The organism is Lysobacter sp. ISL-50 (assembly GCF_018612875.1).
Classification (GTDB): Bacteria; Pseudomonadota; Gammaproteobacteria; order Xanthomonadales; family Xanthomonadaceae; genus Lysobacter.
In genome coordinates, this window is record NZ_JAGGRI010000060.1 from 1 (window position 1) to 26,249 (window position 26,249).

Sequence of the window (26,249 nt, forward strand, 5' to 3'; positions counted from 1 at the left end):
GTTTGAAGTCGCTGGATTCCCGCGTTCGCGGGAATGACGAGCAAAAAGCAAACGCCTCAAGCAAGAGCAAGAGCAAGATCAAACGCCTAAAGCTTCCGCCATGGAGCGGCGGGTCACTTTCTTTGTCCAAAGCCACAAAGTCCCACGGGATTTCCTTCGGTCAAAAGTAACCAAAGAAAGGGCTTTAGGCTGTTTCGAGTCAAAAGCCACGAGTGCGATGCCGACGCAGGCAGGTCCCGCAGTGGGCATCCTGCCCACGGCGGGACCCGGCGCACGTCCATGTGCGCCGCCCTCCGGGTGTCCCTGGTCTCGCGAGTTACTAGCGGCGCCCAGCAACGGCAACAACAAAAAGCCGAAGCCGAAGCAGAGCGCAGCAAAGCGAAGCCAAGCCAAAACAAAATCTCGGCAACGGCAACGGCAACGGCAACGGCAACAGCAACGGCGCGAGTCGCCGCGGGGCGGCAGCTACGACCGCAACGATCCAGCCAGCCACGCGGCCAAGCCCATCCCGATCAACGGTCCTGAACATCGCAGCCTCTGAGACGCAGCCCCCGGAAGGTGGAATCCCGACAGTCCACCCCTCAAGCACCGTTCCGGAGTCAGGTCATGACCGCTACCGCGCCCACCGCCCGTACCGCCGCCGATGAGGCCGGCTCTCTCCACGCTGACCTGGACACCGCGCTCGGGTATGCGGTCGCCATCGGCTGCCTGCTGGTGCTGATGCTGCCCGGCGCGCGCGGCAGTCACGCCGTCATCGGCTGGCTGCCGCTGTGGCTGGTGGCGATGCCGGCGCTGGCATGGTGGGCGCTGCATCGGTTCCGGCTGCCGTCGTGGCGGCAGAATCCGGCCAGTCAGGCCGAACCGGCGCTGCGCCGCCGCCGCCGCGGATCGGTGCAGGCGCGACGCCGCCTGCGCCCGGCGGTCACGGCGCGGCCGTTGCCGCGGGTGGCTTGATCGATACGGCGACCGGCGCGCCGCCTGTGCGGAATGGGGCGGCGCGCCGAGCGCGAATGCGTCGCCGAGCGCACTCCCGCCGGCACCCCGGCGCCGCGCGGGCAACGCGCCAAACCGGGCAACGCCCTACATGACCTTGGACAGGGCGGAGCCCCTCCCGCCCTGTGCTAGCGTGGCGGCCTTCCTTTTGCACCGGATGAGCCATGCCCACGATGTCGCAGACCTGTCAGTCCTTGTTGTTCGCGGCCGGTCTGGCCGCGGCTTCGGCCTCCGGCGCCGTACACGCCCAGGAGGCGCCCGTGACCGACGATCCCTATGCCTGGCTCGAAGACGTCGAGGGCAAGCGCGCGCTGGACTGGGTCCACGCCCGCAACGCCAAGACCGAAGCCGAGCTGGCGGCGACGCCGCAGTTCAAGCAGCTCGAAAGCAGCATCCTCGCCATCCTCGATTCCAACGCCAAGATCCCCGGGGTGGAGAAGATCGGCGCCTACTACTACAACTTCTGGAAGGACGCGCAGCATCAGCGCGGCCTGTGGCGCCGCACCACGCTGGAGGAGTACCGCAAGGACCAGCCGAAGTGGGAGACGGTGATCGACCTGGACGCGCTCAACGCGCAGGAAAACGAACAATGGGTCTGGCACGGCGCCGAATGCCTGCGGCCTGAATATCAGCGCTGCCTGATCGCGCTGTCGCGCGGCGGCTCCGATGCCGACGTCACCCGCGAGTTCGACCTCACCAGCAAGACCTGGATCAAGGACGGCTTCTTCCGCCCCGAAGCCAAGGGCAACCTGAGCTGGATCGATCGCGATCACGTCTACGTCGCCACCGATTTCGGCAAGGGCACGATGACGACCTCGGGCTACGCGCGCACCGTGCGCCTGTGGAAGCGCGGCACGCCGATGGCCGAGGCGGCGCCGGTGTACGAGGGCAAGGACAGCGACATGTCGGTGTCGGCCTGGCACGACCCGACCGAGGGCTTCGAGCGCGATTTCGTCCAGCGCGCGCTGGCGTTCTACAACGATGAGCTGTACCTGCGCGGCCAGGACGGCAAGTTGACCCAGATCGATCTGCCCAACTCGGCGAACAAGTACGTGCACCGCGAATGGCTGATCGCCGAGCTGCGCGATCCGTATGAAGCCGGCGGCAAGAAGTACGCCTCCGGCAGTCTGATCGCGATCAAGTTCGACGATTTCCTCAAGGGCAAGCGCGGCTTCACCACCTTGTTCGCACCGACCGACACCACCTCGCTGGCGAGCGCGGTGTGGACGCGCCATCACCTCGTCGTCAACGTCCTCGACGACGTCAAGTACAAGCTCAGCGTGCTGACGCCGCCGGCCGACGCCGGTCCGGGCGAATGGACGCGCAGCGCCTTCGTCGGCGCGCCGGCGTTCGGCACGGTGTCGGTGGGCGCGGTGGACAGCGACGACAGCGACGCGGTGTGGCTGAGCGCGTCGGACTACGTCACGCCGACCACGCTGGCGCTGGCCGACATCGGCAAGCCGCCGCAGACGCTCAAGACCAATCCGACCTTCTTCGATTCCTCCAAGGACACGATCGAACAGCACTTCGCCAAGAGCGAGGACGGCACCCGCGTGCCGTATTTCGTGGTGCGGCCGAAGGATCTGAAGTTCGACGGCAAGGCGCCGACGCTGCTGTACGGCTACGGCGGTTTCGAAATCTCGCTGACCCCGGCCTATTCCGGCGGCATCGGCAAGGGCTGGCTGGAGAAGGGCGGCGTGTACGCGGTCGCCAACATCCGCGGCGGCGGCGAGTACGGCCCGCGCTGGCACCAGGCCGCGCTCAAGGCCAATCGCCACAAGGCCTATGAGGATTTCGCCGCGGTCGGCCGCGACCTGATCGCGCGCAAGATCACCAGCACCCCGCACCTGGGCGTGCAGGGCGGCAGCAACGGCGGCCTGCTCACCGGCAACATGCTGACCCAGTACCCGGAGCTGTTCGGCGCGGTGGTGGTGCAGGTGCCGCTGCTCGACATGAAGCGCTATAACCACTTGCTGGCCGGCGCCTCGTGGATGGCCGAATACGGCAATCCGGACACCGCCGACTGGTCGTTCATCAAGACCTTCTCGCCGTATCACCTGTTCGACGCCAAGCGCGAATACCCGCCGGTGATCTTCATGACCTCGACCAAGGACGACCGCGTCCATCCGGGCCATGCGCGCAAGATGGCGGCGAAGATGCTCGATGCCGGCAAGAACGTCACCTACTACGAAAACGTCGAAGGCGGCCACGGCGGCGCGGCCAACAACGCCCAGCAGGCGCACATGAACGCCCTGGCCTACACCTTCCTGTGGGAACAACTGGCGAAGTGACCGGCGCGGCCGGCTTGCACGGATCGGCCATCCAGCGGGCGCCTTCGGGCGCCCGTTCGCGCGTTGCGGCCGCGTTTTCGCCGGCCGCGCCATTGCGTATCACGTAATCGGACCCTATATGAAACCGACTCTATTCACGTTAGCGGCCACGCTCCTGATGACCACGACCCTCTCCGTCTCCGCCGCCGGCCTGCCCACGCCGCCCGACGCCGCCAAGAAGCCGCATGAAGTCAAGGCGCCGCACGGCGCCCAGCGCAGCGACGAGTACTACTGGCTGCGCGACGACAAGCGCAAGAATCCGCAGATGCTGGCGTACCTCAACGCCGAGAACGCTTACGTCGACGCGTTCATGAAGCCGCTGAAGCCGCTGGAAGACAAGCTGTACGACGAGATCGTCGGCCGCATCAAGCAGGACGACAGCTCGGTGCCGTACCGCGAGCGCGGCTACTGGTACTACACCCGTTTCGAAACCGGCCAGGACTATCCGATCCACGCCCGCCGCAAGGGCAGCATGGACGAGGCCGAGCAGATCCTGCTCGACGTCAACGCCATGGCCAAGGGCAAGGATTACTTCAACGTCGGCGGCATGGAACTCACCCAGGACAACACGATCCTGGCCTGGGCCGACGACGCCGTCGGCCGCCGCCAGTACAAGATCCGTTTCAAGAATCTGGCGACCGGCGAGATCTATCCGGAGGTGATCGAAAACGCCTCCACCGACCTGGTCTGGGCCGACGACAACAAGACCCTGTTCTACGTCGAGAACGATCCGGAAACGCTGCTGACCGTTAGGGTCAAGAAGCACGTGCTCGGCACCCCGGCGGCCAGCGACACGCTGGTCTACGAGGAAAAGGACGACAGCTTCTACATGGGCATCGGCCGCACCCGCGACGACGCCTACCTGTGCATCAGCGTGCACAGCACGGTGTCGAGCGAGACCCGCTGCGCGCCGGCCGCCGATCCGAAGCAGTTCGTGGTGCTGGCGCCGCGCGAGCGCGATGTCGAATACGACGCCGACCGTCTCGACGGCCGCTGGGTGATCCGCACCAACGCCCCCGGCGCCGACGGCAAGCCGGCGCCGAACTTCAAGCTGGTCACCGCGCCCGACGGTTCGCAGTCGCGCAAGGACTGGAAGGACTGGATCGCTCACCGCGACGACGTATTCATCGAGGGCTTCGAGCTGTTCGACGGCTTCACCGCGGTGGCCGAGCGCTCCAACGCGCTCGAGCGTCTGCGCCTGATCGGCAAGGACGGCAAGGAAGAGTTCGTCAAGGCCGATGAGCCGGCGTTCTCGATGGGCTTGTCGACCAATTCCGAACACGACACGCCGTGGCTGCGTTACACCTACACCTCGCTGACCACGCCGGCGACCACTTACGAACTCAATACGCAGACCGGCGAGCGCAAGCTGCTCAAGCGCCAGCCGGTGATCGGCTTCGACGCGGACAAGTACGTGACCGAGCGTTTCTGGGCGACCGCGCGCGACGGCGTCAAGGTGCCGGTGTCGCTGGTGTACAAGAAGGGCTTCGAGAAGAACGGCAAGGCGGCGATGCTGCAGTACGCCTACGGCAGCTACGGCCTGTCGATGGACCCGGGCTTCAACAGCACCATCGTCAGCCTGCTCGATCGCGGCATGGTCTACGCCATCGCCCACATCCGCGGCGGCCAGGAAATGGGCCGCAAGTGGTACGACGACGGCAAGCTGTTGCACAAGAAGAACACCTTCACCGACTTCATCGACGTCACCGAAGACCTGGTCAAGGCCGGCTATGCCGCGCCCGATCGCGTCGCCGCCTACGGCGGCAGTGCCGGCGGCCTGCTGATGGGCGCGATCAGCAACATGGCGCCGGACAAATACCGCGTGGTGCTGTCGCAGGTGCCGTTCGTGGACGTGGTCACCACCATGCTCGACGCCAGCATTCCGTTGACCACGAACGAGTACGACGAGTGGGGTAATCCGGAGAAGAAGGATTACTACGACTACATGCTCACTTATTCGCCCTACGACAATCTGAAGAAGCAGGCCTATCCGGCGATGTTCGTCGGCACCGGTCTGTGGGATTCGCAGGTGCAGTATTGGGAGCCGGCCAAGTACGTGGCGCGTCTGCGCGATCTGGACACCGGCGCGCAGCCGGTGCTGTTCCGCACCAACATGGACGCCGGCCACGGCGGCAAGTCCGGCCGCTTCCGCAAGTATCGCGAACAGTCGGAGATGTATGCCTTCATGATCGATCAGATGCAGGTCAGCGCGGATATTTCGGTCAAGTAAGTGCCGCGGCCTTCGGGCTGGTGATGATTTGACGGACCCGGCGTATGCCGGGTTCGTCGTTTTCGGTGCCTGGTTGGAAGGCGAGTGGCGTCGTTGCTGAGAGGAAAGCATCGGGGCTGAAGCCCCTCCCACAAGAGCTGTCGTGGCCCCGATGGCTCTTGTGGGAGGGGCTTCAGCCCCGATGCTTTCCTCTCAAATCGCCACGCACTCCCGCTTGAAACCCAAGCGATCCCCGCCATCTCTCCCACACACCCAAACAACCCCAGCGCCCAGCCGCATACTCCCGGCATGCCCGTTCCACCCACCTCCGCCGACCCCCAGCCCAGGCAGGACGCCGAGCGCACCGACACCGCGCCCTCCGCCGCGCCCGCGCCCCAACCCGCGCCCCCGCAAGCCCGCGGCCGCTTCCGCTGGGCCTGGTGGCTGCTGGCCTACACCAGCCTGGGCCTGGGCATCGTCGGCATCGTCGTGCCGGGCCTGCCGACGGTGCCGTTCGTGCTGCTGTCGGCGTTCGCCGCCGCGCGCGGCTCCGAGCGCCTGCACGCGCGCCTGCTCGCGCACCGCCAGTTCGGGCCGATGATCCGCGACTGGCAGGCGCACGGCGCGGTCAGCCGCCGGGCCAAGCGCCTGGCGGTGTCGATGATGGCGGCGTGCGCGGTGATCATGGTCCTGACCTCGCCCCAGTGGTGGATGTGGGCGAGCGGCATCGCGATCATGACCGTGGTCGCGATCTGGCTGTGGCGCCGGCCGGAACCGCCGCGCGGCTGAGCGCTCAGCCTGAACCGGCGCAACCCCATTGCGCGCCCGGCCGCGCCGGCCGGGTTCGTTTCGGCCGGCCTCGCGGGCTACACTTCGGCCCATGAATGCACGCCATGCCACGTCCCCGATTTTGACCGCGCTGACCGCGAGCGCACTGACCCTGATCCTGAGCGCTTGCGGCAACAAGGGCCCGCTGGTCCTGCCGACCCAGCCCGCGCCGCAGCAGGCGCCGCGCGCCAAGCCCGGCGAAGTGCCGGTGACCATCTCCAACGCCAACGACCCGCCGGTCGCCACCGATCCGAACGCGGCCAAGAAGTCCACGCTGCCGGCGCCGCCGCTGCAGTCGGTGCTGCCGCCTCCGGCCGGGACCAAGGACGCCGAGGGCAAGGACACGAAGACCCAGGACGGCAAGGACGGCGAAACGCCGGTCGATCCGCCAGTCGAGCCCACTCCCGCCTCATCCGGCGGCCAGGGCGATGGCTGAGTCCGTGATCGCCGCGGCCGCGCCGCAGCGTTTCAGCAAGATGCACGGCGCCGGCAACGACTTCGTCGTGCTGGATCTGCGCGGCGGCCTGCCGCAGCCCGACGCCGCGCTGTGCCGCCATTTCGCCGACCGCCACCTCGGCGTGGGCTGCGATCAGATCCTGACCATCGAAGACCCGCTCAGCGAGGGCGCGGTCGCCTCCTACCGGATCTGGAATTCCGACGGCTCGGCCTCGCAGCAATGCGGCAACGGCGCGCGCTGCATCGCCGCCTGGCTGGTCCGCGATGGCGCCGCCGGCGCGGCCAGTTTCGCGGTGGACAGCCCGGCCGGACGCCACGCGGTGTGGCCGCTCGGCGACGGCCACTACCGCATCGACATGGGCCGGCCCGAGTTCGATCCCGCGCGCATCCCGCTGCACGGTTATTCGACCCGCCAGGACCAGTACGTCCTCGACGTCCACGACACCGTGATCGGTTTCGGCGCGGTGTCGATGGGCAATCCGCACGCGGTGATCGAAGTGGACGACGTCGATGCCGCGCCGGTGGAAACCATCGGCCCGATGCTGCAGTCCAGCGCGGAGTTTCCCGAATCGGCCAACGTCGGCTTCGCGCAAGTGCTCGCGCCCGACCGCATCCGCCTGCGCGTGTACGAGCGCGGCGTCGGCGAGACCCTGGCCTGCGGCAGCGGCGCCTGCGCCGCCGCCGCGGTGCTGATGCAGCGTGGCCGCATCCAGCGCGAAGTCGCCGTGCAATTGCCCGGCGGCGAGTTGCGCATCGTCTGGCCCGACGACGACAGCACCCTGTCGATGTCCGGGCCGACCGCATTCGTATTCGAAGGAGAATGGAACCGATGAGCGACAGATCCGGCGACAAGCCGGCCGAGCCCGGCGCGCACGAAATCGCCGCATGGCTGCGCCGCCATCCGCGTTTCCTGCAGCAGTTCCCCGACCTGTCGATGAGCCTGGTGGTGCCGCGCGAGGAAGGCTCGGCCAGCTCGCTGGCGAGCTACCAGCTGGAAGTGCTGCGCGACAAGAACCGCGAACTGTCGCGGCGCCTGTACGAATTGTTCGGCAACGCGCAGGAAAACGAACGCCTGGCCGTGCGCACCCATCAGCTGACCCTGGCGCTGATGCGCCAGACCAACGCCGCCGACACGCTGCGCGCGATAGCCGCGAGCCTGGCGGAGGATTTCAACGGCGACCTGGTCCGGCTGATCGTGTTCCGCCGCTACGACACGCTGGCCGACAGCGAATGGCTGCAGGTCATCGAAGAAGCCGACCCGCGCCTGCAACCGTTCCGCGACGTGCTCAACGACGGCGAACCGCTGTGCGGCCGCCTGCAGCCGGAAAAACACGCCGTGCTGTACGGCGAGCGCGCCGGCGACGTGCAATCCACCGCCTTGCTGGCGCTGCCCGGCACCGGCCTGATCGCGGTCGGCAGCCGCGACGCCAACCGTTTCTTCCCCGGCATGGGCACCTTGTTCCTGCGCATGATGGGCGAATCGCTGGCGGTGGCGTTGCGGCGTTACGACTGACGTACCGCCGCCGCGCAACGCTTGCGCGCGGCGCGGGGTTGCGCAGACGCATGCCGCCCGCGTTCCAAGCGCGTAGGATCGCCTGACATGAGCGCCGTCGCCGACTTCCTCGATCACCTGCGCGTGGAAAAGCGCATGTCCGCGCATACGCTGGACGCCTACCAGCGCGATCTGGGCGCGTTGACGCAATGGTGCGAACACTACGGCCGCGGCGACGTGCTCGCCCTGCAGGTCGAGGACGTGCGCGCCTTCATCGCCGCCGAACACCGGCGCGGGCTCACCGCCAAGAGCCTGCAACGGCGCTTGTCCGCCTGTCGCAGCTTCTACGCCTGGCAGGTCAAGCAGGGCGCGTTGCCGGCCAGCCCGGCCGCGCCGATCCGCGCGCCCAAGGCGCCGCGCAAACTGCCGCAGGTGCTCGATCCCGACGAAGCCAAGGCGCTGGTCGAAGTGCCGACCGACGCGCCGCTGGGCCTGCGCGATCGTGCCTTGCTGGAGTTGTTCTATTCCTCCGGCATCCGCCTGAGCGAGCTGTGCGCGCTGCGCTGGCGCGACCTGGATCTCGACGACGCGCTGGTGACGGTGCTGGGCAAGGGCAGCAAGCAACGCATCGTGCCGCTGGGCTCGCACGCGCGCCAGGCGTTGGCGCAATGGCGCGCGTCCACCGGCGCCGGCGGCGACGCGCAAGTGTTTCCCGGCCGCGGCGGCGGCCCGATCACGCCGCGCGCGGTGCAGTTGCGCATCCGCCAACTGGCCCAGCGCCAGGGTTTGTTCAAGCGCGTGCATCCGCATCTGCTGCGGCACTCCTTCGCCAGCCACATCCTGGAATCCTCCGGCGACCTGCGCGGCGTGCAGGAACTGCTCGGACACGCCGACATCGCCACCACCCAGATCTACACGCATCTGGATTTCCAGCATCTGGCGAAGGTGTACGACGCGGCGCATCCTCGCGCCAAGCGGAAGAAGCAGGAGTGAGTTGAGAGGAGTGAGGAAATAGTAGAGCGGCCTTCGCTCTTACTCACTCCTCACTCCTCTGAACTCGTTCCTGGCCCCACCGGGGCCCTTGACAAGCGTCCCAGCGACCCCATCCAGGGTTACAGCATCCTGGAGGTCGCAATGGACCCGAGTCAGAATCCCAATGTGTTTCACGCAACGACCATCGTTTCGGTACGCCGCGACGGGCGCGTCGCCGTGGCCGGCGACGGCCAGGTGACGTTGGGTCACACCGTCATGAAATCCAACGCGCGCAAAGTGCGGCGCCTGGGCCGCGACGGCCAGGTCCTCGCCGGTTTCGCCGGCGCCGCCGCCGACGCGTTCACCCTGTTCGAATTGTTCGAAGCCAAGCTGGAAAAACACGGCCAGTTGACCCGCGCCGCGGTCGAGCTGGCCAAGGACTGGCGCACCGAACGGCGCCTGGGAAAACTCGAAGCGCTGCTGGCGGTGGCCGATAAGGAAACCTCCCTGATCATCAGCGGCACCGGCGACGTCATCGAACCGGAAGACGGCATCATCGCCATCGGCTCCGGCGGCATGTACGCCTTGTCCGCGGCGCGCGCGCTGATCGCCCACACCCAACTGGACGCGCGCACCATCGCCACCGAATCGATCGGCATCGCCGGCGATGTGTGCATCTATACCAATCGCAATGTGGTGGTGGAGGAGCTTTAAAGCCGGGAATTGGGAATCGGGAATCGCAAAGCGCAAAGCGCAAAGCGCGATTTCTTCCCGTCTCCGCAAACCGCTTTTGCTCTTTCGATTCCCGATTCCCCATTCCCAAAAAAAAGCCATGAAACCCGACAACAGCCACGCCACCATGACCCCGCGCGAAATCGTGCAGGAGCTGGACCGACACATCGTCGGCCAGCACGCCGCCAAGCGCGCGGTCGCCATCGCGCTGCGCAACCGCTGGCGCCGCATGCAGCTCGACGACGATCTGCGCAACGAAGTCATGCCCAAGAACATCCTCATGATCGGCCCGACCGGCGTGGGCAAGACCGAGATCGCGCGGCGCCTGGCGACCTTGGCCAACGCGCCGTTCGTCAAGGTCGAGGCCACCCGCTTCACCGAGGTCGGCTACGTCGGCAAGGACGTGGAGCAGATCGTGCGCGATCTGGCCGACACCGCGGTCAAGCTGTATCGCGAGCAGGCCAAGGTCCGCGTGCGCACCCAGGCCGAAGACCGCGCCGAGGACCGCATCCTCGACGCGCTGCTGCCCAAGCGCGTGCCCGGCGGCTTCGGTTTCGGCTCGGAAACGCCCGCCGCCGATCTCAGCGCGCCCGACAACGACACCCGCGCCAAGCTGCGCAAGCAACTGCGCAGCGGCGAGTTGGACGAGCGCGAGATCGAGATCGAAACCGCGGTCAACGTCGGCGTCGACATCATGGCGCCGCCGGGCATGGAAGAAATGGGCCAGCAGCTGCGGCAGATGTTCTCGCAGGTGTCGGGCGGCAAGACCAACAAGAAGCACTTGTCGATCAAGGCCGCGCGTCCGCAGTTGATCGAGGAAGAAGCGGCCAAGCTGGTCAACGAAGACGACATCCGCCAGGCCGCGATCGAGGCGTGCGAACAGCACGGCATCGTCTTCATCGACGAGATCGACAAGGTCGCCAAGCGCGGCGAATCGGGCATGAGCGGCGGCGATGTCAGCCGCGAAGGCGTGCAGCGCGATCTGCTGCCGCTGGTGGAAGGCTCGACCGTCAGCACCAAGTACGGCGCTGTGAAGACCGACCACATCCTGTTCATCGCTTCGGGCGCGTTCCATCTGGCCAAGCCCAGCGATCTGATTCCGGAGTTGCAGGGCCGGTTCCCGATCCGGGTGGAACTCACCGCGCTGAGCAAGGACGATTTCGTCCGCATCCTGACCGAGCCGAAGGCGGCGTTGACGACGCAGTACGTCGAGCTGCTCAAGACCGAGGGCGTGAATCTCACCTTCAGCGCCGATGCGGTGGACCGGCTGGCCGAGATCGCCGCGCAGGTCAACGAGCGCCAGGAAAACATCGGCGCGCGTCGTCTGCATACGGTGCTGGAGCGTCTGCTCGACACCCTGAGCTATGAAGCGCCCGATCGCGATGGGCAGGTGGTGACGATCGATCGCGCGTATGTCGATCAGCATCTGGGCGAGTTGGTGCAGGACCCGGATTTGAGTCGGTACATTTTGTAATCGCAGGAGCTTTCGCCGCGAGTTGCAAGGAAATAAGAGAGTCAGAAAAACCCCTCTCCCGCTTGCGGGAGAGGGGTTGGGGTGAGGGGAGCGAGCGCCGCAGGCGCGAGCCGCTTTGTTTTTTTGCGTAGCGTCCGAAAAGCAAAAGCTCCCTCACCCTAGCCCTCTCCCGCAAGCGGGAGAGGGAACTCTTGGGCCGGATGGCGGGAGAGGGAACTCTTAGGCCGGATGGTGGGAGAGGGCATAGCTGCCGCGCCGTCCCCCATTCCCCTCTGCTACCGTGTCGCCCCATGGACGACACCGCCCTCGCGCCGCGGACCGACGCGCACACCGACCGCCCCGGAGCACGTACCGCGCTGGTCGTCGGCGCCAACGGCTTCCTCGCCGGTTACCTCATCGCCGGCCTGCAACGCCACGGCTGGCGCATCCTGCGCGGCGTGCGCGACAGCGGCCGCGAGTTGCGCGCGGACCAGCGCGTGACCGATCTGGCGCGCATGACCGCGCCGCGGGACTGGCACGACACCCTGCGCGGCGTGGACGCGGTGATCAACGTCGCCGGCATCCTGCGCGAGAGCGGCGAACAAACTTTCCAGACCATCCACATCGACGGCCCGCTGGCGCTGGCGCAGGCCTGCGTCGACACCGGCGTGCAACGGTTCGTGCAGATTTCGGCCCTGGGCGAACCCGCCGACGGCGGCTTCATCGCCAGCAAGCACCGCTTCGACGACGCGCTGCTGGCGCTGCCGTTGCGGGCGGTCGTGCTGCGCCCGTCGGTGGTCTACGCCGCATCGGGTTCCTACGGCGGCACCTCGCTGCTGCGCGCGCTGGCGGCGTTTCCCGGCCGCCATCTGCTGCCCGGCGACGGTCGCTGGCCGTTGCAGCCGGTCGCAGCGGAGGATCTGGGCGAAATCGCAGCGCGCGCAGCCGGCGGCGATCAGACCGGCATCTATCAGATCGGCAGCCCGCGGCCGATGTCGCTGCGCGAGTATCAATTGGCGTGGCGGCGTTGGCTGCGCATCGACGGCAGCGGCGCGGTGGCGTTTCCCGAATCGCTGGTGAGCCTGCAGGTCGCGATCGGCGAGCGCCTGGGTCGCGGCCCGGTCGGCGAAACCATGTGGCGCATGCTCCGCCGCGGCAACGTGACCGCGCCGGACGCACACGCGCGCTTGCAGTCCGACTTCGGCTACGCGACGCGCGATCTGGCTGCAGCGCTCGCGGCGACGCCAAGCCAGGTGCAGGACCGCTGGCAGGCGCAGTTGTATTTCCTCGCGCCGACGCTGCGCCTGGCGATCGTCGCGCTGTGGCTGATCTCGGCCGTCGCCGGCTGGCTCACGCCGGCGACGACGATCGAAGCGATGGCCGCGCATTCGCCGATGGCGTCGCTGCAGCCGGTGCTGCTCGCGCGCGCCACCGCGGGCCTGGACGCGGCGCTCGCGCTGGGGCTGCTGTTCGGTTGGCGCGTGCGCTGGATGCTCGGCCTGATGGGCATCAGCGTGCTCGCCTACACGCTGGCGTTCGGTGTGCTGCTGCCGGCGCAATGGCTGGACCCGCTGGGCGGGCTGGCGAAGAATCTGGTGCTGCTGCCCGCGCTCGCGGTGGCCTGGGTGTTGGCGGATCGGAGATAAGGCGGCGATGGATTATCTGTGGGTGAAATGGATTCACATCCTGTCCTCGACCCTGCTGTTCGGCACGGGCCTGGGCATCGCGTTCTTCTTCTGGATCGCGCACAAGCGCGGCGATGCGAAAGTCATCGCCGAAACCGCGCGCACGGTGGTGATCGCCGATGCCTGTTTCACCGCGCCGGCGGTGATCGTGCAGTTCGCCACCGGTGTGTGGCTGATGCTGCATCTGGGCGTTCCGGCCTCGGTGTTCTGGCTCAAGACCGCGCTGCTGCTGTTCTTCGTGGTCGGCGCGTGCTGGCTGCCGGTGCTATGGCTGCAGGCGCGCGCGCGGCGGTTGGCGGCGCAGGCCGCGGCCGCGGGCGAGCCCTTGCCGGCCGCGTATCACCGCACGATGCGCTGGTGGTTCTGGCTGGGATGGCCGGCGTTTTCCAGCGTGATGGTGATTTTCTGGCTGATGGTGGTGAAACCAACCGGAGCGACGTAGCCCCGCCGTCGCTGCCCAAGCCCCAAATCCCCAAGTCACAAACCCTTACCCTCCATTCGCCCCTCCATCGCATCAACGACAAACAAACCCACCGCGATTGCCATCATCCAACCCAACCGCAGCGCTCAGCGCCGCCGCTCCAGAATCACTCCCACTGTCGGAAACTCATCGTTATCGGCCAGCCGCCCGGGCCGGCGTTCGATTTCGACGAAGCCTTCCGAGCGGTACAGGCGCAGCGCCGGCTCATTGCCGTCCAGGGCCTGGGTGCGGAACAGCGGGCCGGAAAACGCGATCGCATGACGCAGCAGGCTGCGGCCGATGCCGCGCCGATAGCCGTCGGGGTGCACGTACAGCCAGTTCAGGGAACTGCGTCGATAAGCGACGAAGCCCTGCACGATGCCGTCGATTTCTGCGACGTCCAGCCGATCCAGAAACAAGCCCTCGCTGTGCGCGGTGCGCGCGAGGCTGCGGAACGCGGCGACGTCGGCGCTCAGGCGCAACTCGTCCAGGCGCGCGCGGTCGTGGATTTCGCACAGGCGCGGCCAGTCGCTGAGCAGGTAGGGACGAATCAACGGGGGCGGGAGCGACGGCGCGCGCATCGGCAAGGATTCTGCACCCGCGCGCGGGCGCTTGCACAGCGCCGCGCGGCGGCCGTCACAGCTTCGCCGGCACGCGCTGGCCGGATGCGGCGGCGGCGAACGCGAACGCCGCCCGGCACCGATCAATCCTCGCCGATGTCCTCGTTCCAGACATCCGGATTGGCGGCGATGTAGCCGCCGAGCAGTTCGATGCATTCCTGATCGGCCAGATCGATCACGTTGACGCCGCTCTCGCGCAGCCAGTCCACGCCGCCGCTGAAGTTGACCGATTCGCCGACCACGACGGTGCCGATGTTGAACTGGCGCACCAGGCCGCTGCAGTACCAGCACGGCGCCAGCGTGGTGACCATGATCGTGTCGCGGTAGCGGCGCTGGCGGCCGGCTTTGCGGAAGGCGTCGGTTTCGCCGTGCACGGACGGGTCGCCTTCCTGGATGCGGCGGTTGTGGCCGCAGCCGAGCAGGCGGCCGTCGTTGTGGTACAGCGCCGCGCCGATCGGGATGCCGCCTTCGGCCAGGCCCTGGCGGGCTTCGGCGACGGCGGTGGCGAGCAGGGCGCGGTAGTCGGGGGTGGCGATCATGCTGGATTCCTTGGCGATGGCGTCCAGTCTGGCGCGGCGGCGCGGTCGGGTCGAGTGCGTTGTCGGCGGAATCGGTGACTTGCGTTGCGCCGAGTCCACGCAATCGCGCAACCGCGCTCGCACAGCGGAAGGAGAGGCGGCGTTTCGCTCAGCCCGCGCCGCGTCCGCGCCGCAGCAGGTCGATGTGCGGGATGCCGTCTTCGACATAGGGCTCGGACGAAGGCTCGAAGCCGTAGCGGCCGTAGTAGGCCTGCAGATGCGCCTGCGCGCCGATCTGGATGTCGGCGCCGGGCCAGCGCCGCTCGATCTCGATCAAGGCCGCTTCCAGCATCGGCCCGCCCAGGCCCAGGCCGCGATGCGAGGCGGCGGTGAGTACCCGGCCGAAGCTGACCTGCGGATAGCTCAGCCCGGCCGGCAGGATGCGCAGGTACGCGACGAGGCGGCCGTCGGCGTCGCGGCCGCACAGGTGCACGGCCTCGGGGTGGCGGTCTTTGTCGTCCGGGTCTAGGTAAACGCAGTTCTGCTCGATCACGAACACCTGCGAGCGCAGGCGCAGCAACTCGTAGAGTTCGTCCAGGCTCAGATCGGCGTAGGCCTTGGCCTGCCAGGTCACGTTCGCGGTCATGCGGCCATGATGCCACCGCTGGACAGGGCTTTTGCGGGATGGAGCTGTGGCTTCGGTGGGAGGGATCTGTGGGTTCTGTGGGAGGGGAGCTGTGGCTTCGGTGGGGAGGCTTCTGTGGGAGGGAGCTTTAGCCCCGATGCCTTTCGGTCAGGTCCGCCGCGTCGGACCGGAAAGCATCGGGGCTAAAGCTCCCTCCCACAGAAGCCACAGTTCCCTCCCGCAGAAGCTATGCCCCAAAGCCTCGGGCCCGAAGCGCCCCAAAGCCCGCCGCCGGTGGGCCGTGCGATAATCCGCGGATGAGCGAATCCACCCCCAAATCCGACGACACCACCCACTTCGGCTTCCGCGACGTGCCGCGCGATCAAAAGCGCAAGCTGGTCGGCGAGGTGTTCTCCTCGGTCGCAGGCAACTACGACCTGATGAACGACCTGATGAGCATGGGCATCCATCGGGTCTGGAAGCGCTATTTCACCGCCACCGCGCAGGTCCGCCGCGGCGACCGCGTGCTCGATCTGGCCGGCGGCACCGGCGATATCGCAGCGCTGCTGCGCGATCGGGTCGGCGAGCGCGGAGTGATCGTGCTGGGCGACATCAATCACGACATGCTGCGCGTCGGCCGTGATCGCATGACCGACCGCGGCCAGGTGTCGGGCTTCGAGTACGTGCAGTGCAATGCCGAGTCGCTGCCGTTCCCGGACGCCAGCTTCGATCTGGTCACCATCGCCTTCGGCCTGCGCAACGTCACCGACAAGGACGCGGCGCTGCGCGAGATGCTGCGCGTGCTCAAGGTCGGCGGCCAGGCGCGGGTGCTAGAGTTTTCGGAAGTGAAGGCCGAGTGGTTCAAGCCGATCTACGACTTCCACTCCTTCAACGTGCTGCCGCGCCTGGGCCAGTTGTTCGCCGGCGACAGCGAGAGCTACCGCTATCTGGCCGAAAGCATCCGCAAGCATCCGCCGCAGGACGAGCTCAAGCGGATGATGAGCGAAGCCGGTTTCGCGCGGGTGGATTACAAGAATCTGAGCGCCGGGATCTGCGCGATCCATACCGGATACAAAGTCTGATCCGACGCTTCGCGTCGGATCGAAAAACGCGCCGGGACCGCAAGGTTGCCGGCGCGTTGCGTTTGGGCTGCATGAAGCCTCTCTCCCGCCTGGGAGAGAGGGAACACGTTGCGGCGAGCCGGGCGGCAACTAACGTTGCGAAGACACCGCCATCAAGCTGAAAACCCGCCATCCACCGAAAGCTGCGTACCGGTAACGAACGCAGCGCCCGGCCCGGCCAGATACGCCACCGCCGCGGCGATGTCCTCGGCCTTGCCGAACTCGCCCAGCGGCAGACCCGCGCGCTGATGATCGGCGGCTTCGCCGTCGGCCGGGTTCATGTCGGTGTCGATCGGGCCGGGCTGGACCGTGTTGACGGTGATGCCGCGCTTGCCCAGGTCCTGCGCCAGGCCCTTGCTCAGGCCGACCACCGCCGCCTTGCTCAGCGAGTACAAGGCCATGCCCGGCGCGCCGACGCGCTCGCCCAGGCAGCTGCCGATGGTGATGATGCGTCCGCCGCGCGGCAGATGCCTGGATGCCGCCTGCGCCGCCACGAACGGCGCGCGCACGTGGATCGCCATCACCCGCTCGTAGTTCTCCGCGGTTTCGTCCTCGAACGGGCCGTAGGCGAACACGCCGGCGTTGTTGACCACGATGTCGATGCGGCCGAACTCGGCGACCGTGCGTTCCACCGCCGCGATCACCGCCTGCGGATCGGCGCTGTCGGCGGCCAGCGCCAGCGCGCGGCGCCCGCCGGCCTGGATCTGCGCGGCCACGGCCTGGGCCTGATCGGCGGCGCGCGCGTAGGTCAGCACCACGTCGGCGCCGTCGGCGCCCAGGCGCCGCGCGATCGCCGCGCCGATGCCGCGGCTGCCGCCGGTGACCAAAGCTACTTTTCCTGCGAGGGGAAACGACATGTCTAAAGTTCCGAATTATGGAAGTAGGCGGGCAAGGTATCGCGATCGCGCGGCGTTGCGTAGCCCGGGCGGATAGGACGATGCGTATCGCCGTGGTCTTTTGTGGGAGGGGCTTCAGCCCCGATGCCTTTCGTTCAAATCGCCGCGTCGGATCGAAAAGCATCGGGGCTGAAGCCCCTCCTACAAAAGACCTCGGGCCAGCCCCAACAACCTGCCAACATGCACAAGCCCCGCCGCGGAGCGAGGCGCTACACTCGGGACTTCACCGCTGCCGTGGTCCGTCCCATGCGTTCTTCGATTCTCACCGTCTGTCTCGTCGCGGCCCTGACCGCCGCCGCCGGTTGCTCGCGCGATGCCGCGACGCCCGCCGCCGACACCGCCAAACCCGCCGCGACGCCGGAGGCCAAAGTGAGCGATACCGCCGTACCCGCGGCCAACCGCGACGAGCATTCCTACGCCCAGCCCGATCTGGTGCGCATCGACGATCTGGCCCTGCAGCTGGCGGTGGATTTCGCCTCCAAGACCCTGACCGGCAGCGCCACCTACACCCTGGACTGGACCGATCCGAAGGCCACCGAACTGGCGCTGGACACGCGCGATCTGAAGATCGAGAAAGTCCTCGGCGAGCGCGGCGACGGCAAGTGGAGCGATCTCACCTTCGCCCTGGCCACGCCCGACAAGACCCTGGGCAGCAAGCTCACGATCCAGTCGCCGGAACGCAACAAACGCATCCGCGTCAGCTACGCCACTTCGCCCGGCGCGTCCGGCTTGCAATGGCTGGAGCCGTCGATGACGCAGGGCAAGAAGACGCCCTTCATGTTCAGCCAGTCGCAGCAGATCCACGCGCGTTCGTGGGTGCCGCTGCAGGACACGCCGGCGGTGCGCTTCACCTACACCGCGCACGTCACCGGGCCGAAAGACGCGATGGTGCTGATGAGCGCCGACAACGATCCCAAGGCCGCGCGCGACGGCGATTACAGCTTCAAGATGCCGCAGAAGATTCCTTCCTACCTGCTCGCGATCGCGGCCGGCGATCTGGTGTTCCAGCCGATTTCCAACCGCAGCGGCGTGTGGGCGGAGCCGGCGATGGCGAAGAAAGCCGCGAGCGAATTCGCCGACACCGAAAAGATGATGGAAACCACCGAGCAGTTGTACGGCCCCTACCGCTGGGAGCGCTACGACATCCTGGTGCTGCCGCCGTCGTTCCCCTACGGCGGCATGGAGAATCCGCGCCTGACCTTCGCCACGCCGACGGTGATCGTCGGCGACAAGTCGCTGGTGTCGCTGGTCGCGCATGAACTCGCGCACAGCTGGTCGGGCAACCTGGTGACCTTCAGCAGCAGCAAGGACGCCTGGCTCAACGAAGGCTTCACCAGCTACGTCGAGAACCGCATCATCGAAGCGCTGTACGGCAAGGAGCGCTCCGACATGGAGAGCGTGATCGGCCGCAACGAACTCGCCGCCGAGTTCAAGACCATCGATCCCAAGCTGCAGGCGCTGGCGCTGAAGCCGGGCACGCTGAAGGACCCCGACGACGCCAGCAGCGCCACCGTCTACACCAAGGGCGCGTGGTTCCTGCAGTTCCTGGAACAGCGCTACGGCCGCGACGTGTTCGATCCGTTCCTGCGCGGCTACTTCGACCACTTCGCGTTCCAGAGCATCTCCACCGCGCAGTTCGTCGATTACGCCAAGGCCAACCTGCTCGCGAAACATCCCGGCAAGGTCAGCGAGGCCGAACTGGACGAATGGATCTACGCGCCCGGCGTTCCGAAGTCGGCGCCGGCCACGGTGTCGCCGCGCTTCGACGCGGTCGATGCCGCGCGCAAGGCCTGGATCGACGCCGGCACGCTGCCGGACAAGGCGCTGACCGCGAAGTGGAGCACGCAGGAGTGGGTGCATTTCATCGAAGGCATGCCTTCAACGCTCAGCGTCGATCAGCTCAAGGCGCTGGACGCGGCGTACAAGTTCAGCGGCACGCCCAACGGCGAGATCGCCCAGCGCTGGTATCCGCTGGCGGTGCGCAGCGGTTATCACCAGGCCGACGAAGCCATCGCCGCGTTCCTGTCCACCATCGGCCGGCGCAAGCTGATCATGCCGACCTATGCCGAACTGGTGAAAACGCCCGAAGGCCTGAAGCTGGCCGAGGACACCTTCGCCAAGGCCAAGCCGGGCTATCATCCGATCACCACCGGTTCGGTCGAGGCGGTCATCGCCAAGGCCAAGAACCCCGCCGCGACCGGCGCGCAGTAAGCCGGTCGCCCGGAGCGCACGCGCATGAGCCTGCGTCGGATCATCAAAACGGTCGCCCTGGTGGCGGCCGTTTTGCTGTGCGCCTTGTTCGTGTGGTTGTGGCTGGACCCGTATCGCGTGGTGCTGGCCGATTACTCGCGCCAGCGCATCCTCGCCGGGCTCACCCGCAACGCGGTCAAGATCGACGATCACCGCTGGGTCTACGCCTACAACGACGACGCGCCGGCCAACGCGCCGACCGTGGTGATGATCCACGGCTTCACCGGCAGCAAAGAAAACTGGTATCCGCTGGCGCAGCGTTTGCGCGGCCGCTATCGCTTGTTCATTCCCGATCTGCCCGGCTGGGGCGAAAGCGAGCGCCATGCCGGCGGCGACTACGGCTTCGTGGCGCAGAACGACCGCGTCGCGCGCTTCATCGAACAGGTCGCGCGCAAGCCCGGCAGCCCGCTGGTGCTGCTCGGCCACTCGATGGGCGGCGGCATCGTCGCGCTGACCGCGGCGCGGCATCCGGATCAGGTCGATTACCTGGGCCTGTTCGACGCCGCCGGCGTGCGCTTCCAGGACAACGCCTTCGGCCTGGCCGTGCTGCGCGGCAAGAATCCGTTCGCGGTGAGCGATGCCGCGTCGCTGCAGCGCTACATCGACATCGTGTTCTACGACGATCGCGCCAAGCCGGTCATCCCGTGGCCGGCCGACCGCATCTACATCGACCGGCGCAAGCGCGACGCCGGCTTCGAGCAGGCGGTACTGGACAAGATCGGCCGCGGCGACGAGCGCTTCGCGCCCGGCAACGAGGCGGCCAACATCCGCCAGCCCACCTTGCTGCTATGGTGCAAGCAAGACGCGGTGATCGACGACAGCGCGCTGGATCTGTACGCAGCGAAACTGCCGCAAGCGCAGCGCGTACTGCTCGACGGTTGCGGGCATATGTCCATCGTCGAACGGCCGGATCGATCCGCGGACGCGGTGAACCAACTGATAGCCAAAGGGCAAGCACGATGAACACTCGCCAAGCCACCTTGCTGCTCGCCGCCGCGATGATCCTCGCCGGCTGCGAAAAACCCGACCCGAAGATCGCCGAAGCCGCCAAGGCCGCGCAGCAGGAACAGGCCGCGGCCGCCGCGGCGAAAGATTTCGACACCGCCTACGGCCAGCAGAACTGGGAAATGGCCTCGGCCTACGGCGAAATCGTGACTTCGAAATATCCCGGCACGCCCACCGCCGACCGCGTGCGGCCGCTGTACGAGGAATCGCATACCAAGGCCAAGACCGCGCGCGAACAGCGCCGGGTGGAATCGCTGTGGTCGTACATGAGCACGCCGGTCAAGCTGGCCAAGGGCAAGAGCGGCACTCAGCTGTCGGCGTCGATCTACGCCCGCGCCAACGTGGAAACCGACGGCAGCATTCCGCGCCCGGTGCAGCTGATCTTCCGCGATCATCCCGACTGGGGCCGCAGCAGTTACCTGGTGCTGCAAACCGGCGACTTCAATTGCTACGGCGGCTGCAAGCTCAAGGTGACGGTGGACGGCCAGAGCAAGACCATGGCCGGCAGCCGGCCCAAGACCGACGAAGCCATCGCGATGTTCGTCGAGGACGAACGCGCGCTGTGGCGCATGATCGGCGGAGCGAAGGAGTTGTCGATCGAATTCCCGGTCAAGGCCGGCGGCAAGCGCACGGCGACGTTCGAAGTCGGCGGTTTGAATCAGGGCAAGCTGCCGGGCTGGCGATGAAGCATGAGCGCGGCATTGCGTTGAACGCGGCCGGTGCGTGGGCCGGGCCGGCGCGCGCTGTCGTGCGCGCGCCGGTTGAATTTCGCGAAGACTGATCGGGCCGCACACCGCATGAAACGTCCGCTGCGCATCGCCGCCTGGACCTTGGCCGTGGCGCTGCTGGCGCTGGCCTCGGCGACCGCCGCGCGCGTGTGGTTCCTGCACTGGCAGCCCGACCGCGAGCGCTATCCGCTGCGCGGCATCGATGTTTCGCACCATCAGGGCACGATCGATTGGCGCGCCGTCGCCGCCGACGATGTCGCTTTCGTCTATCTGAAAGTCAGCGAAGGCGGCGATCACCGCGATCGCCGTTTCGCCGACAACTGGCGCCAGGCGCGCGCGGCCGGGCTGGCGGTCGGTGCCTATCACTTCTTCACCTTCTGCCGCACCGGCGCCGAGCAGGCGCGCAATTTCATCGGCGCGGTGCCGGTCGAGGCCGATGCATTGCCGCCGGCGGTCGATCTGGAATTCGGCGGCAATTGCGGGCTGCGTCCGGACGCGGCGACGATGCGCGCGCAACTCGACGCGTTCCTGGCGCCCACCGAAGCGACGTACGGAAAACCGGCCCTGTTGTACGTGACCCCGGAATTCTTCGACGCCTACCGCGATGCCTTGCCGGCGCGCGCGCTGTGGCGGCGTGCGATCCTGCACGCGCCGGATGCGCGCGCGCCGTGGGCGGTGTGGCAGTACCACAATCGCGCCCGGGTCGCGGGCATCGACGGGCCGGTGGATCTGAACGTCTACGCCGGCGATGCGGCCGCGCTCGAACGCTGGCGCGGCGGCGCGCAGATCGCGGGCGCGCGATGAGCGAACTGCGATGGGCGACGGCGCGAGCGATTCCGCCGCGCGCGCCGGTCTGCAACTGCGAATGCTTGCGTGCGGGTGGGCGGTTGGAGGCGGGGAGGTGGGGCGTGGTGTCGGAGCGAAAGGCATCGGGGCTGAAGCCCTTCCCACAACAAACCTCGCGGCATCTTTCGATGCCGGCAAACGCGAAAAAGACCCGAAGTCTTTTGTGGGAGGGGCTTCAGCCCCGATGCCTTTCGCTCAGATACGACAGCCCACCCCAGCCACCCAAAAAAAATCCCGGCCGAAGCCGGGATTTTTCACATCCAACCTATCGATCCGAATCCACGAACCCGCTCCAGCGAATCCCGAATCCCGAATATCGAATCCCCGCCTTAAAGCGCATACCCGAACTGCTGACGGAACTGCTCGGCGAACTCGTCGTAATCGAAGCGCTGGTTCTGCGTGCCCGGATGCTCGACCTTCAGCGCGCCCATCAGATTGCTCATGCGGCCGATGGTCAACCAGTCGAAGCCCTTCTCGATGCCGAAGATCAAACCGGCGCGGAACGCATCGCCGCAGCCGGTCGGATCGGTCACGCGGCGCTCGTGCGCCGGCGGGATGTCGTAGGTCTTTTCCGGCGTATGAATCTGCGAGCCGTGCGGGCCGCGCGTGGTGATGTAGGCCTTGACCCGCTTGACGATGTCGTTCTCGCTCCAGCCGGTGCGCTCTTGCAGCAGGTTGGACTCGTAATCGTTGACGGTGACGTAGTCGGCCTGGTCGATGAAATGACGCAGCTCTTCGCCGTTGAACAACGGCATCGCCTGGCCCGGATCGAAGATGAAGGGAATGCCCAGCTCGGCGAATTCGGCCGCGTTCTGGATCATGCCCTCGCGGCCGTCGGGACTGACGATGCCGAAGCTCACGCCCTTCACGTCGCGCACGTGGTTCTCGTAGGAACGCATCATCGCGCCGGGATGGAACGCGGTGATCTGGTTGTTGTCGTGATCGGTGGTGATGAACGCCTGCGGCGTGAACAGCTCCGGGATTTCCTTGACGCACTCAAGGCGAATCTTCTGTTCTTCGAACCATTCGCGGTACGGGCCGAAATCCTGCCCGACGGTGGCCATCGGAATCGGATCGCCGCCGAGCAGCTTCAGGTTGTAGGCGATGTTGCCGGCGCAACCGCCGAACTCGCGACGCATGCGCGGGACCAGGAACGACACATTCAAGATGTGCACCTTGTCCGGCAGGATGTGGTTCTTGAACTGGTCCGGAAACACCATGATGGTGTCGTAGGCCAGCGAGCCGCAGATCAGCGCAGACATTGGTTCACCCCGAAAGATTTTTATGGAATCGTCGTGTCGCGCGCGCATCGGCGGCGAACACAAAAGCGGGCGGTGTGTGACCGCCCGGCGGCGTAGGGTAGCCGCTGGGCGCGCGGGCGGCCAGTTTTTTGCATCACCGACGCGAGGATGCCGGGCGATGGGGGAACTTGCGAGTCCCCAGCGGCCCGACCCGACCCCGGTCCGGGACGCCGCCGACGGCCGGATCGGGCCGATCCGGGGCAGGGCCCGGACCCGCCGGGGCCGCCGCCTCCCCGGACCCGGCGACCGGCCGCCGAGCCAGGACTTATCCCCAGGCCCCCCGGCGCCGCGCCGCTTGCTTGCTGAATGGAGGAAGCGCTTCGAAACCGTTGATTTTCCTTGCTCGCAGGGGGGGCGGTTGCTAGGCTAATGCCCCCGCCTCGCCCTACTTTTAACGGCCCAATCCCCCGATGTTCAAGAAGTTTCGCGGCATGTTCTCCAATGACCTGTCCATCGATCTGGGCACGGCCAACACACTCATTTATGTGCGTGGGCAAGGGATCGTCCTGAACGAGCCGTCCGTGGTCGCAGTGCGCCAGGACCGGCTGATCGGCGGCAATCGGACCGTGGCGGCGGTCGGCGGCGAGGCCAAGCAGATGCTCGGCCGCACCCCCGGTCACATCACCACGATCCGGCCGATGAAGGACGGCGTCATCGCCGACTTCACCTACACCGAGGAAATGCTCAAGCATTTCATCCGCAAGGTGCACAAATCGCGCTTCCTGCGCCCGAGCCCGCGCGTGCTGGTGTGCGTGCCCTGCGGCTCGACCCAGGTCGAGCGCCGCGCCATCAAGGAGTCGGCGGAAGAAGCCGGCGCGCGCGAGGTCTACCTGATCGAAGAACCGATGGCCGCGGCGATCGGCGCCGGCATGCCGGTGACCGAGGCGCGCGGCTCGATGGTCGTGGACGTCGGCGGCGGCACCACCGAAGTGGCGGTGATCGCGCTCAACGGCATCGTCTATTCGGCCTCGGTGCGCATCGGCGGCGACCGCTTCGACGAAGCCATCATCAACTACGTGCGCCGCACCTACGGCACCCTGATCGGCGAAGCCACGGCCGAGCGCATCAAGCTCGAGATCGGCTGCGCCTACCCGCAGGAACGCGCCGCCACCATCGAGATCTCCGGCCGCAACCTCGCCGAGGGCGTGCCGAAGATGGTGCAGATCAATTCCAACGAAGTGCTCGAAGCGCTGCGCGAGCCGCTGGCCGGCATCGTCGCGGCGATCAAGCTGGCGCTGGAGCAGACCCCGCCGGAACTGTGCGCCGACGTCGCCGAGCGCGGCATCGTCCTCACCGGCGGCGGCGCGCTGCTGCGCGACCTGGACCGCCTGATCAGCGAGGAAACCGGCCTGCACGTGCAGGTCGCCGACGATCCGCTGACCTGCGTGGCGCGCGGCGGCGGCCGTGCGCTGGAACTGGTGGACATGCACGGCAACGAGTTTTTCGCGCCCGAGTAACCGGGAATGGGGAATCGGCGGTCGGGAATCGTAAAAGCCCTCCCGTCGCATCTGGTTCCCCACGCTTTCAGGCGTTAATGTCAGCAGTTACTTGGCAGGCGAGCGCAGCGACCGATCGCTGCGTTCGCGCTTTTACGACTCCCGATTCCCGACTCCCGATTCCCGGCCCTTAATGCCCCCCTACGCCGGTCCCTCCACCGCAGCCCGTAGCGGCGAAGTCGCCGATACGTTGCGCCTGATGGCGTATCTGGCACTCGCGCTGGTACTGATCGTGCTCGATCATCGCGGCGGTTGGCTCAATCAAGCGCGCAAGCAGACGGCGACCATCGTCGCGCCGCTGTGGGCGATCGCCGGCTGGCCCGGACGCCTGGTCGAGCGCGTCAGCGACGACGCCGGCACCCTGAGCCAGCTCACGGAAGAAAACCGCCGCCTGCGCAACGAGGCTTTGATCAACCAGGCGCGGATGGCGCGGTTGCAATCGGTGGCCGCCGACAACCTGCGCCTGCGCGGGCTGCTCGAAGCGGCCGAGCGCGGCAACCTCGACGTGGTGCTGGCGCCGATTCTCGATATCGATCTCGACCCGACCCGGCAGCGTTTGGTGCTCGACGCCGGCAGCCGCGACAAGGTGCGGGTCGGCCAGAGCGTGATCGACGCCGGCGGCCTGCTCGGGCAGATCACCGGTATCACCCCGCTGCACGCCAGCGTGCTGCTGATCACCGATCCCTCGCACGCGGTGCCGGTCGCGGTCGCGCGCAACGGCGTGCGGCTGGTGGTCTACGGCGAAGGCCGCAGCGACAGCCTGATGCTGCGCAGCGTGCCGCTGTCCAGCGACGTGCGCGTCGGCGACGTGCTGGTCACCTCGGGCCTGGGCGGGCGTTTCCCGCCGGGCTTCCCGGTCGGCACCATCACCGCGCTGCGGCCCGACGACAGCCGCGCCTTCCTGGTCGGCGAAGTGAAGCCGGCCGCGCAGCTCGACCGCGGCCGCGAAGTGCTGGTGCTGCTGTCGATCCCGCCGCCGCCGGCCGACACGAATCAATTCGACACCCAGCCGGCGATGGCGGACGGCCCGTCGGCGTCCTCGCCGGCCGCGCAGGCCGCGGCCGAGAACGCCGCCAGCGCCGCCGCCGCGGTCGCGGCGAAAAAGCCCAAGCTGCATTCCAACACCCAGCCCGACGACGCGCCGGCGCCGGCCGCGCGCGGCTTCGTCAGCACCGCCGGCAATGACGCCGACACCGGCGGCAACGCCGCCTCGCGCGCGGCCGCGCCCCAGCC

24 protein-coding genes are annotated in these 26,249 nt (G+C 67.4%); 19 read left to right on the forward strand and 5 right to left on the reverse strand.

The features are described 5' to 3' along the window. The first annotated feature begins 720 nt into the window (after positions 1-720). From J7J50_RS23760 to J7J50_RS23815, 12 genes are all read left to right on the forward strand, one after another. Positions 721-954, forward strand: a complete 234-nt coding sequence (locus J7J50_RS23760; protein WP_215057217.1) for a hypothetical protein — start codon at positions 721-723, stop codon at positions 952-954. A 212-nt stretch (positions 955-1,166) separates the two neighbouring features. After that, positions 1,167-3,284 (forward strand): prolyl oligopeptidase family serine peptidase, encoded by a 2,118-nt coding sequence (locus J7J50_RS23765; RefSeq protein ID WP_215057216.1) that lies wholly within the window; start codon positions 1,167-1,169, stop codon positions 3,282-3,284. A gap of 118 nt (positions 3,285-3,402) precedes the next feature. Beyond that, a complete protein-coding gene (locus tag J7J50_RS23770; RefSeq protein WP_215057202.1) occupies positions 3,403-5,553 on the forward strand; it encodes a S9 family peptidase in 2,151 nt (716 codons plus the stop codon). Between the two features lie 288 nt (positions 5,554-5,841). After that, on the forward strand, positions 5,842-6,321 hold the full coding sequence (locus J7J50_RS23775) for a YbaN family protein (protein WP_215057201.1): 480 nt from the start codon (positions 5,842-5,844) through the stop codon (positions 6,319-6,321). A gap of 91 nt (positions 6,322-6,412) precedes the next feature. After that, positions 6,413-6,796, forward strand: a complete 384-nt coding sequence (locus J7J50_RS25025) for a lipoprotein (RefSeq protein WP_251044043.1) — start codon at positions 6,413-6,415, stop codon at positions 6,794-6,796. Next, positions 6,789-7,649 carry a diaminopimelate epimerase gene (gene dapF / locus J7J50_RS23785; protein WP_251044045.1) on the forward strand — a complete coding sequence of 287 codons (861 nt, stop codon included), beginning with the start codon at positions 6,789-6,791 and terminating at the stop codon, positions 7,647-7,649. The genes J7J50_RS25025 and dapF overlap by 8 nt, the downstream gene beginning before the upstream one ends. After that, positions 7,637-8,329, forward strand: a complete 693-nt coding sequence (locus J7J50_RS23790; protein ID WP_215057200.1) for a DUF484 family protein — start codon at positions 7,637-7,639, stop codon at positions 8,327-8,329. The genes dapF and J7J50_RS23790 overlap by 13 nt, the downstream gene beginning before the upstream one ends. A gap of 87 nt (positions 8,330-8,416) precedes the next feature. Continuing rightward, positions 8,417-9,301: a tyrosine recombinase XerC gene (xerC, locus tag J7J50_RS23795; protein WP_215057199.1), complete on the forward strand. Its 885-nt coding sequence runs from the start codon at positions 8,417-8,419 to the stop codon at positions 9,299-9,301. A gap of 141 nt (positions 9,302-9,442) precedes the next feature. After that, positions 9,443-9,994, forward strand: coding sequence for an ATP-dependent protease subunit HslV (gene hslV / locus J7J50_RS23800; RefSeq protein WP_057944420.1), 552 nt, complete (start codon positions 9,443-9,445; stop codon positions 9,992-9,994). A 118-nt stretch (positions 9,995-10,112) separates the two neighbouring features. Further along, a complete protein-coding gene (hslU, locus tag J7J50_RS23805; protein WP_251044047.1) occupies positions 10,113-11,486 on the forward strand; it encodes an ATP-dependent protease ATPase subunit HslU in 1,374 nt (457 codons plus the stop codon). A gap of 290 nt (positions 11,487-11,776) precedes the next feature. Continuing rightward, a complete protein-coding gene (locus J7J50_RS23810) occupies positions 11,777-13,111 on the forward strand; it encodes a DoxX-like family protein (protein WP_215057198.1) in 1,335 nt (444 codons plus the stop codon). A gap of 7 nt (positions 13,112-13,118) precedes the next feature. Then, positions 13,119-13,592, forward strand: coding sequence for a DUF2269 domain-containing protein (locus J7J50_RS23815; protein WP_215057197.1), 474 nt, complete (start codon positions 13,119-13,121; stop codon positions 13,590-13,592). Positions 13,593-13,717: 125 nt separating this feature from the next. On the opposite strand, the gene J7J50_RS23820 is transcribed toward J7J50_RS23815, so the two are convergent. From J7J50_RS23820 to J7J50_RS23830, 3 genes are all read right to left on the reverse strand, one after another. Continuing rightward, positions 13,718-14,164 carry a GNAT family N-acetyltransferase gene (locus J7J50_RS23820; RefSeq protein ID WP_215057196.1) on the reverse strand — a complete coding sequence of 149 codons (447 nt, stop codon included), beginning with the start codon at positions 14,162-14,164 and terminating at the stop codon, positions 13,718-13,720. Positions 14,165-14,313: 149 nt separating this feature from the next. Then, positions 14,314-14,769 carry a nucleoside deaminase gene (locus tag J7J50_RS23825; protein WP_057944416.1) on the reverse strand — a complete coding sequence of 152 codons (456 nt, stop codon included), beginning with the start codon at positions 14,767-14,769 and terminating at the stop codon, positions 14,314-14,316. 148 nt (positions 14,770-14,917) lie between these two features. Continuing rightward, positions 14,918-15,394, reverse strand: a complete 477-nt coding sequence (locus J7J50_RS23830; RefSeq protein WP_215057195.1) for a GNAT family N-acetyltransferase — start codon at positions 15,392-15,394, stop codon at positions 14,918-14,920. 296 nt (positions 15,395-15,690) lie between these two features. Between J7J50_RS23830 and ubiE the strand changes: the two genes are divergently transcribed. Continuing rightward, positions 15,691-16,455 carry a bifunctional demethylmenaquinone methyltransferase/2-methoxy-6-polyprenyl-1,4-benzoquinol methylase UbiE gene (ubiE, locus tag J7J50_RS23835; RefSeq protein WP_215057194.1) on the forward strand — a complete coding sequence of 255 codons (765 nt, stop codon included), beginning with the start codon at positions 15,691-15,693 and terminating at the stop codon, positions 16,453-16,455. 152 nt (positions 16,456-16,607) lie between these two features. Here the strand turns inward: ubiE and J7J50_RS23840 are convergent, their stop codons facing one another. After that, positions 16,608-17,351: a glucose 1-dehydrogenase gene (locus J7J50_RS23840; protein ID WP_215057193.1), complete on the reverse strand. Its 744-nt coding sequence runs from the start codon at positions 17,349-17,351 to the stop codon at positions 16,608-16,610. Positions 17,352-17,636: 285 nt separating this feature from the next. Here J7J50_RS23840 and J7J50_RS23845 point away from each other — a divergent pair, with 285 nt between their 5' ends. The 4 genes from J7J50_RS23845 to J7J50_RS23860 all read left to right on the forward strand — a co-directional run bounded on the left by J7J50_RS23845 (position 17,637) and on the right by J7J50_RS23860 (position 22,177). Then, positions 17,637-19,601 carry a M1 family metallopeptidase gene (locus J7J50_RS23845; protein ID WP_215057192.1) on the forward strand — a complete coding sequence of 655 codons (1,965 nt, stop codon included), beginning with the start codon at positions 17,637-17,639 and terminating at the stop codon, positions 19,599-19,601. A 24-nt stretch (positions 19,602-19,625) separates the two neighbouring features. Continuing rightward, entirely contained in the window at positions 19,626-20,603 is a 978-nt protein-coding gene (locus tag J7J50_RS23850) for an alpha/beta hydrolase (RefSeq protein ID WP_215057191.1), read from the forward strand. Further along, positions 20,600-21,331, forward strand: coding sequence for a hypothetical protein (locus J7J50_RS23855; protein ID WP_215057190.1), 732 nt, complete (start codon positions 20,600-20,602; stop codon positions 21,329-21,331). The genes J7J50_RS23850 and J7J50_RS23855 overlap by 4 nt, the downstream gene beginning before the upstream one ends. A gap of 111 nt (positions 21,332-21,442) precedes the next feature. Continuing rightward, entirely contained in the window at positions 21,443-22,177 is a 735-nt protein-coding gene (locus J7J50_RS23860; RefSeq protein ID WP_215057189.1) for a GH25 family lysozyme, read from the forward strand. 371 nt (positions 22,178-22,548) lie between these two features. Here J7J50_RS23860 and J7J50_RS23865 read toward each other — a convergent pair whose 3' ends face one another. Continuing rightward, complete coding sequence (locus J7J50_RS23865; protein ID WP_215057188.1) at positions 22,549-23,481, reverse strand: carbohydrate kinase family protein; 933 nt, start codon at positions 23,479-23,481, stop codon at positions 22,549-22,551. A 449-nt stretch (positions 23,482-23,930) separates the two neighbouring features. On the opposite strand from J7J50_RS23865, the gene J7J50_RS23870 reads away from it, so the two are divergent. After that, positions 23,931-24,977 carry a rod shape-determining protein gene (locus J7J50_RS23870; RefSeq protein WP_057944408.1) on the forward strand — a complete coding sequence of 349 codons (1,047 nt, stop codon included), beginning with the start codon at positions 23,931-23,933 and terminating at the stop codon, positions 24,975-24,977. 172 nt (positions 24,978-25,149) lie between these two features. Next, on the forward strand, positions 25,150-26,249 hold a 1,100-nt coding region (mreC, locus tag J7J50_RS23875; protein ID WP_215097581.1), incomplete at its 3' end, for a rod shape-determining protein MreC.

Excerpts from the sequence above, each read along its gene's own strand:
- J7J50_RS23815 (WP_215057197.1), top strand. The coding sequence starts at position 13,119 with ATGGATTATCTGTGGGTGAAATGGATTCACATCCTGTCCTCGACCCTG.
- J7J50_RS23765 (WP_215057216.1), top strand. The coding sequence starts at position 1,167 with ATGTCGCAGACCTGTCAGTCCTTGTTGTTCGCGGCCGGTCTGGCCGCG.
- J7J50_RS23870 (WP_057944408.1), top strand. The coding sequence starts at position 23,931 with ATGTTCAAGAAGTTTCGCGGCATGTTCTCCAATGACCTGTCCATCGAT.
- J7J50_RS23775 (WP_215057201.1), top strand. The coding sequence starts at position 5,842 with ATGCCCGTTCCACCCACCTCCGCCGACCCCCAGCCCAGGCAGGACGCC.
- J7J50_RS23810 (WP_215057198.1), top strand. The coding sequence starts at position 11,777 with ATGGACGACACCGCCCTCGCGCCGCGGACCGACGCGCACACCGACCGC.
- hslV (WP_057944420.1), top strand. The coding sequence starts at position 9,443 with ATGGACCCGAGTCAGAATCCCAATGTGTTTCACGCAACGACCATCGTT.
- J7J50_RS23860 (WP_215057189.1), top strand. The coding sequence starts at position 21,443 with ATGAAACGTCCGCTGCGCATCGCCGCCTGGACCTTGGCCGTGGCGCTG.
- ubiE (WP_215057194.1), top strand. The coding sequence starts at position 15,691 with ATGAGCGAATCCACCCCCAAATCCGACGACACCACCCACTTCGGCTTC.
- J7J50_RS25025 (WP_251044043.1), top strand. The coding sequence starts at position 6,413 with ATGAATGCACGCCATGCCACGTCCCCGATTTTGACCGCGCTGACCGCG.
- xerC (WP_215057199.1), top strand. The coding sequence starts at position 8,417 with ATGAGCGCCGTCGCCGACTTCCTCGATCACCTGCGCGTGGAAAAGCGC.
- J7J50_RS23760 (WP_215057217.1), top strand. The coding sequence starts at position 721 with ATGCTGCCCGGCGCGCGCGGCAGTCACGCCGTCATCGGCTGGCTGCCG.
- dapF (WP_251044045.1), top strand. The coding sequence starts at position 6,789 with ATGGCTGAGTCCGTGATCGCCGCGGCCGCGCCGCAGCGTTTCAGCAAG.
- J7J50_RS23790 (WP_215057200.1), top strand. The coding sequence starts at position 7,637 with ATGGAACCGATGAGCGACAGATCCGGCGACAAGCCGGCCGAGCCCGGC.
- J7J50_RS23855 (WP_215057190.1), top strand. The coding sequence starts at position 20,600 with ATGAACACTCGCCAAGCCACCTTGCTGCTCGCCGCCGCGATGATCCTC.
- J7J50_RS23850 (WP_215057191.1), top strand. The coding sequence starts at position 19,626 with ATGAGCCTGCGTCGGATCATCAAAACGGTCGCCCTGGTGGCGGCCGTT.
- J7J50_RS23865 (WP_215057188.1), bottom strand. The coding sequence starts at position 23,481 with ATGTCTGCGCTGATCTGCGGCTCGCTGGCCTACGACACCATCATGGTG.
- hslU (WP_251044047.1), top strand. The coding sequence starts at position 10,113 with ATGAAACCCGACAACAGCCACGCCACCATGACCCCGCGCGAAATCGTG.
- J7J50_RS23830 (WP_215057195.1), bottom strand. The coding sequence starts at position 15,394 with ATGACCGCGAACGTGACCTGGCAGGCCAAGGCCTACGCCGATCTGAGC.
- J7J50_RS23845 (WP_215057192.1), top strand. The coding sequence starts at position 17,637 with ATGCGTTCTTCGATTCTCACCGTCTGTCTCGTCGCGGCCCTGACCGCC.
- J7J50_RS23840 (WP_215057193.1), bottom strand. The coding sequence starts at position 17,351 with ATGTCGTTTCCCCTCGCAGGAAAAGTAGCTTTGGTCACCGGCGGCAGC.
- J7J50_RS23770 (WP_215057202.1), top strand. The coding sequence starts at position 3,403 with ATGAAACCGACTCTATTCACGTTAGCGGCCACGCTCCTGATGACCACG.
- J7J50_RS23825 (WP_057944416.1), bottom strand. The coding sequence starts at position 14,769 with ATGATCGCCACCCCCGACTACCGCGCCCTGCTCGCCACCGCCGTCGCC.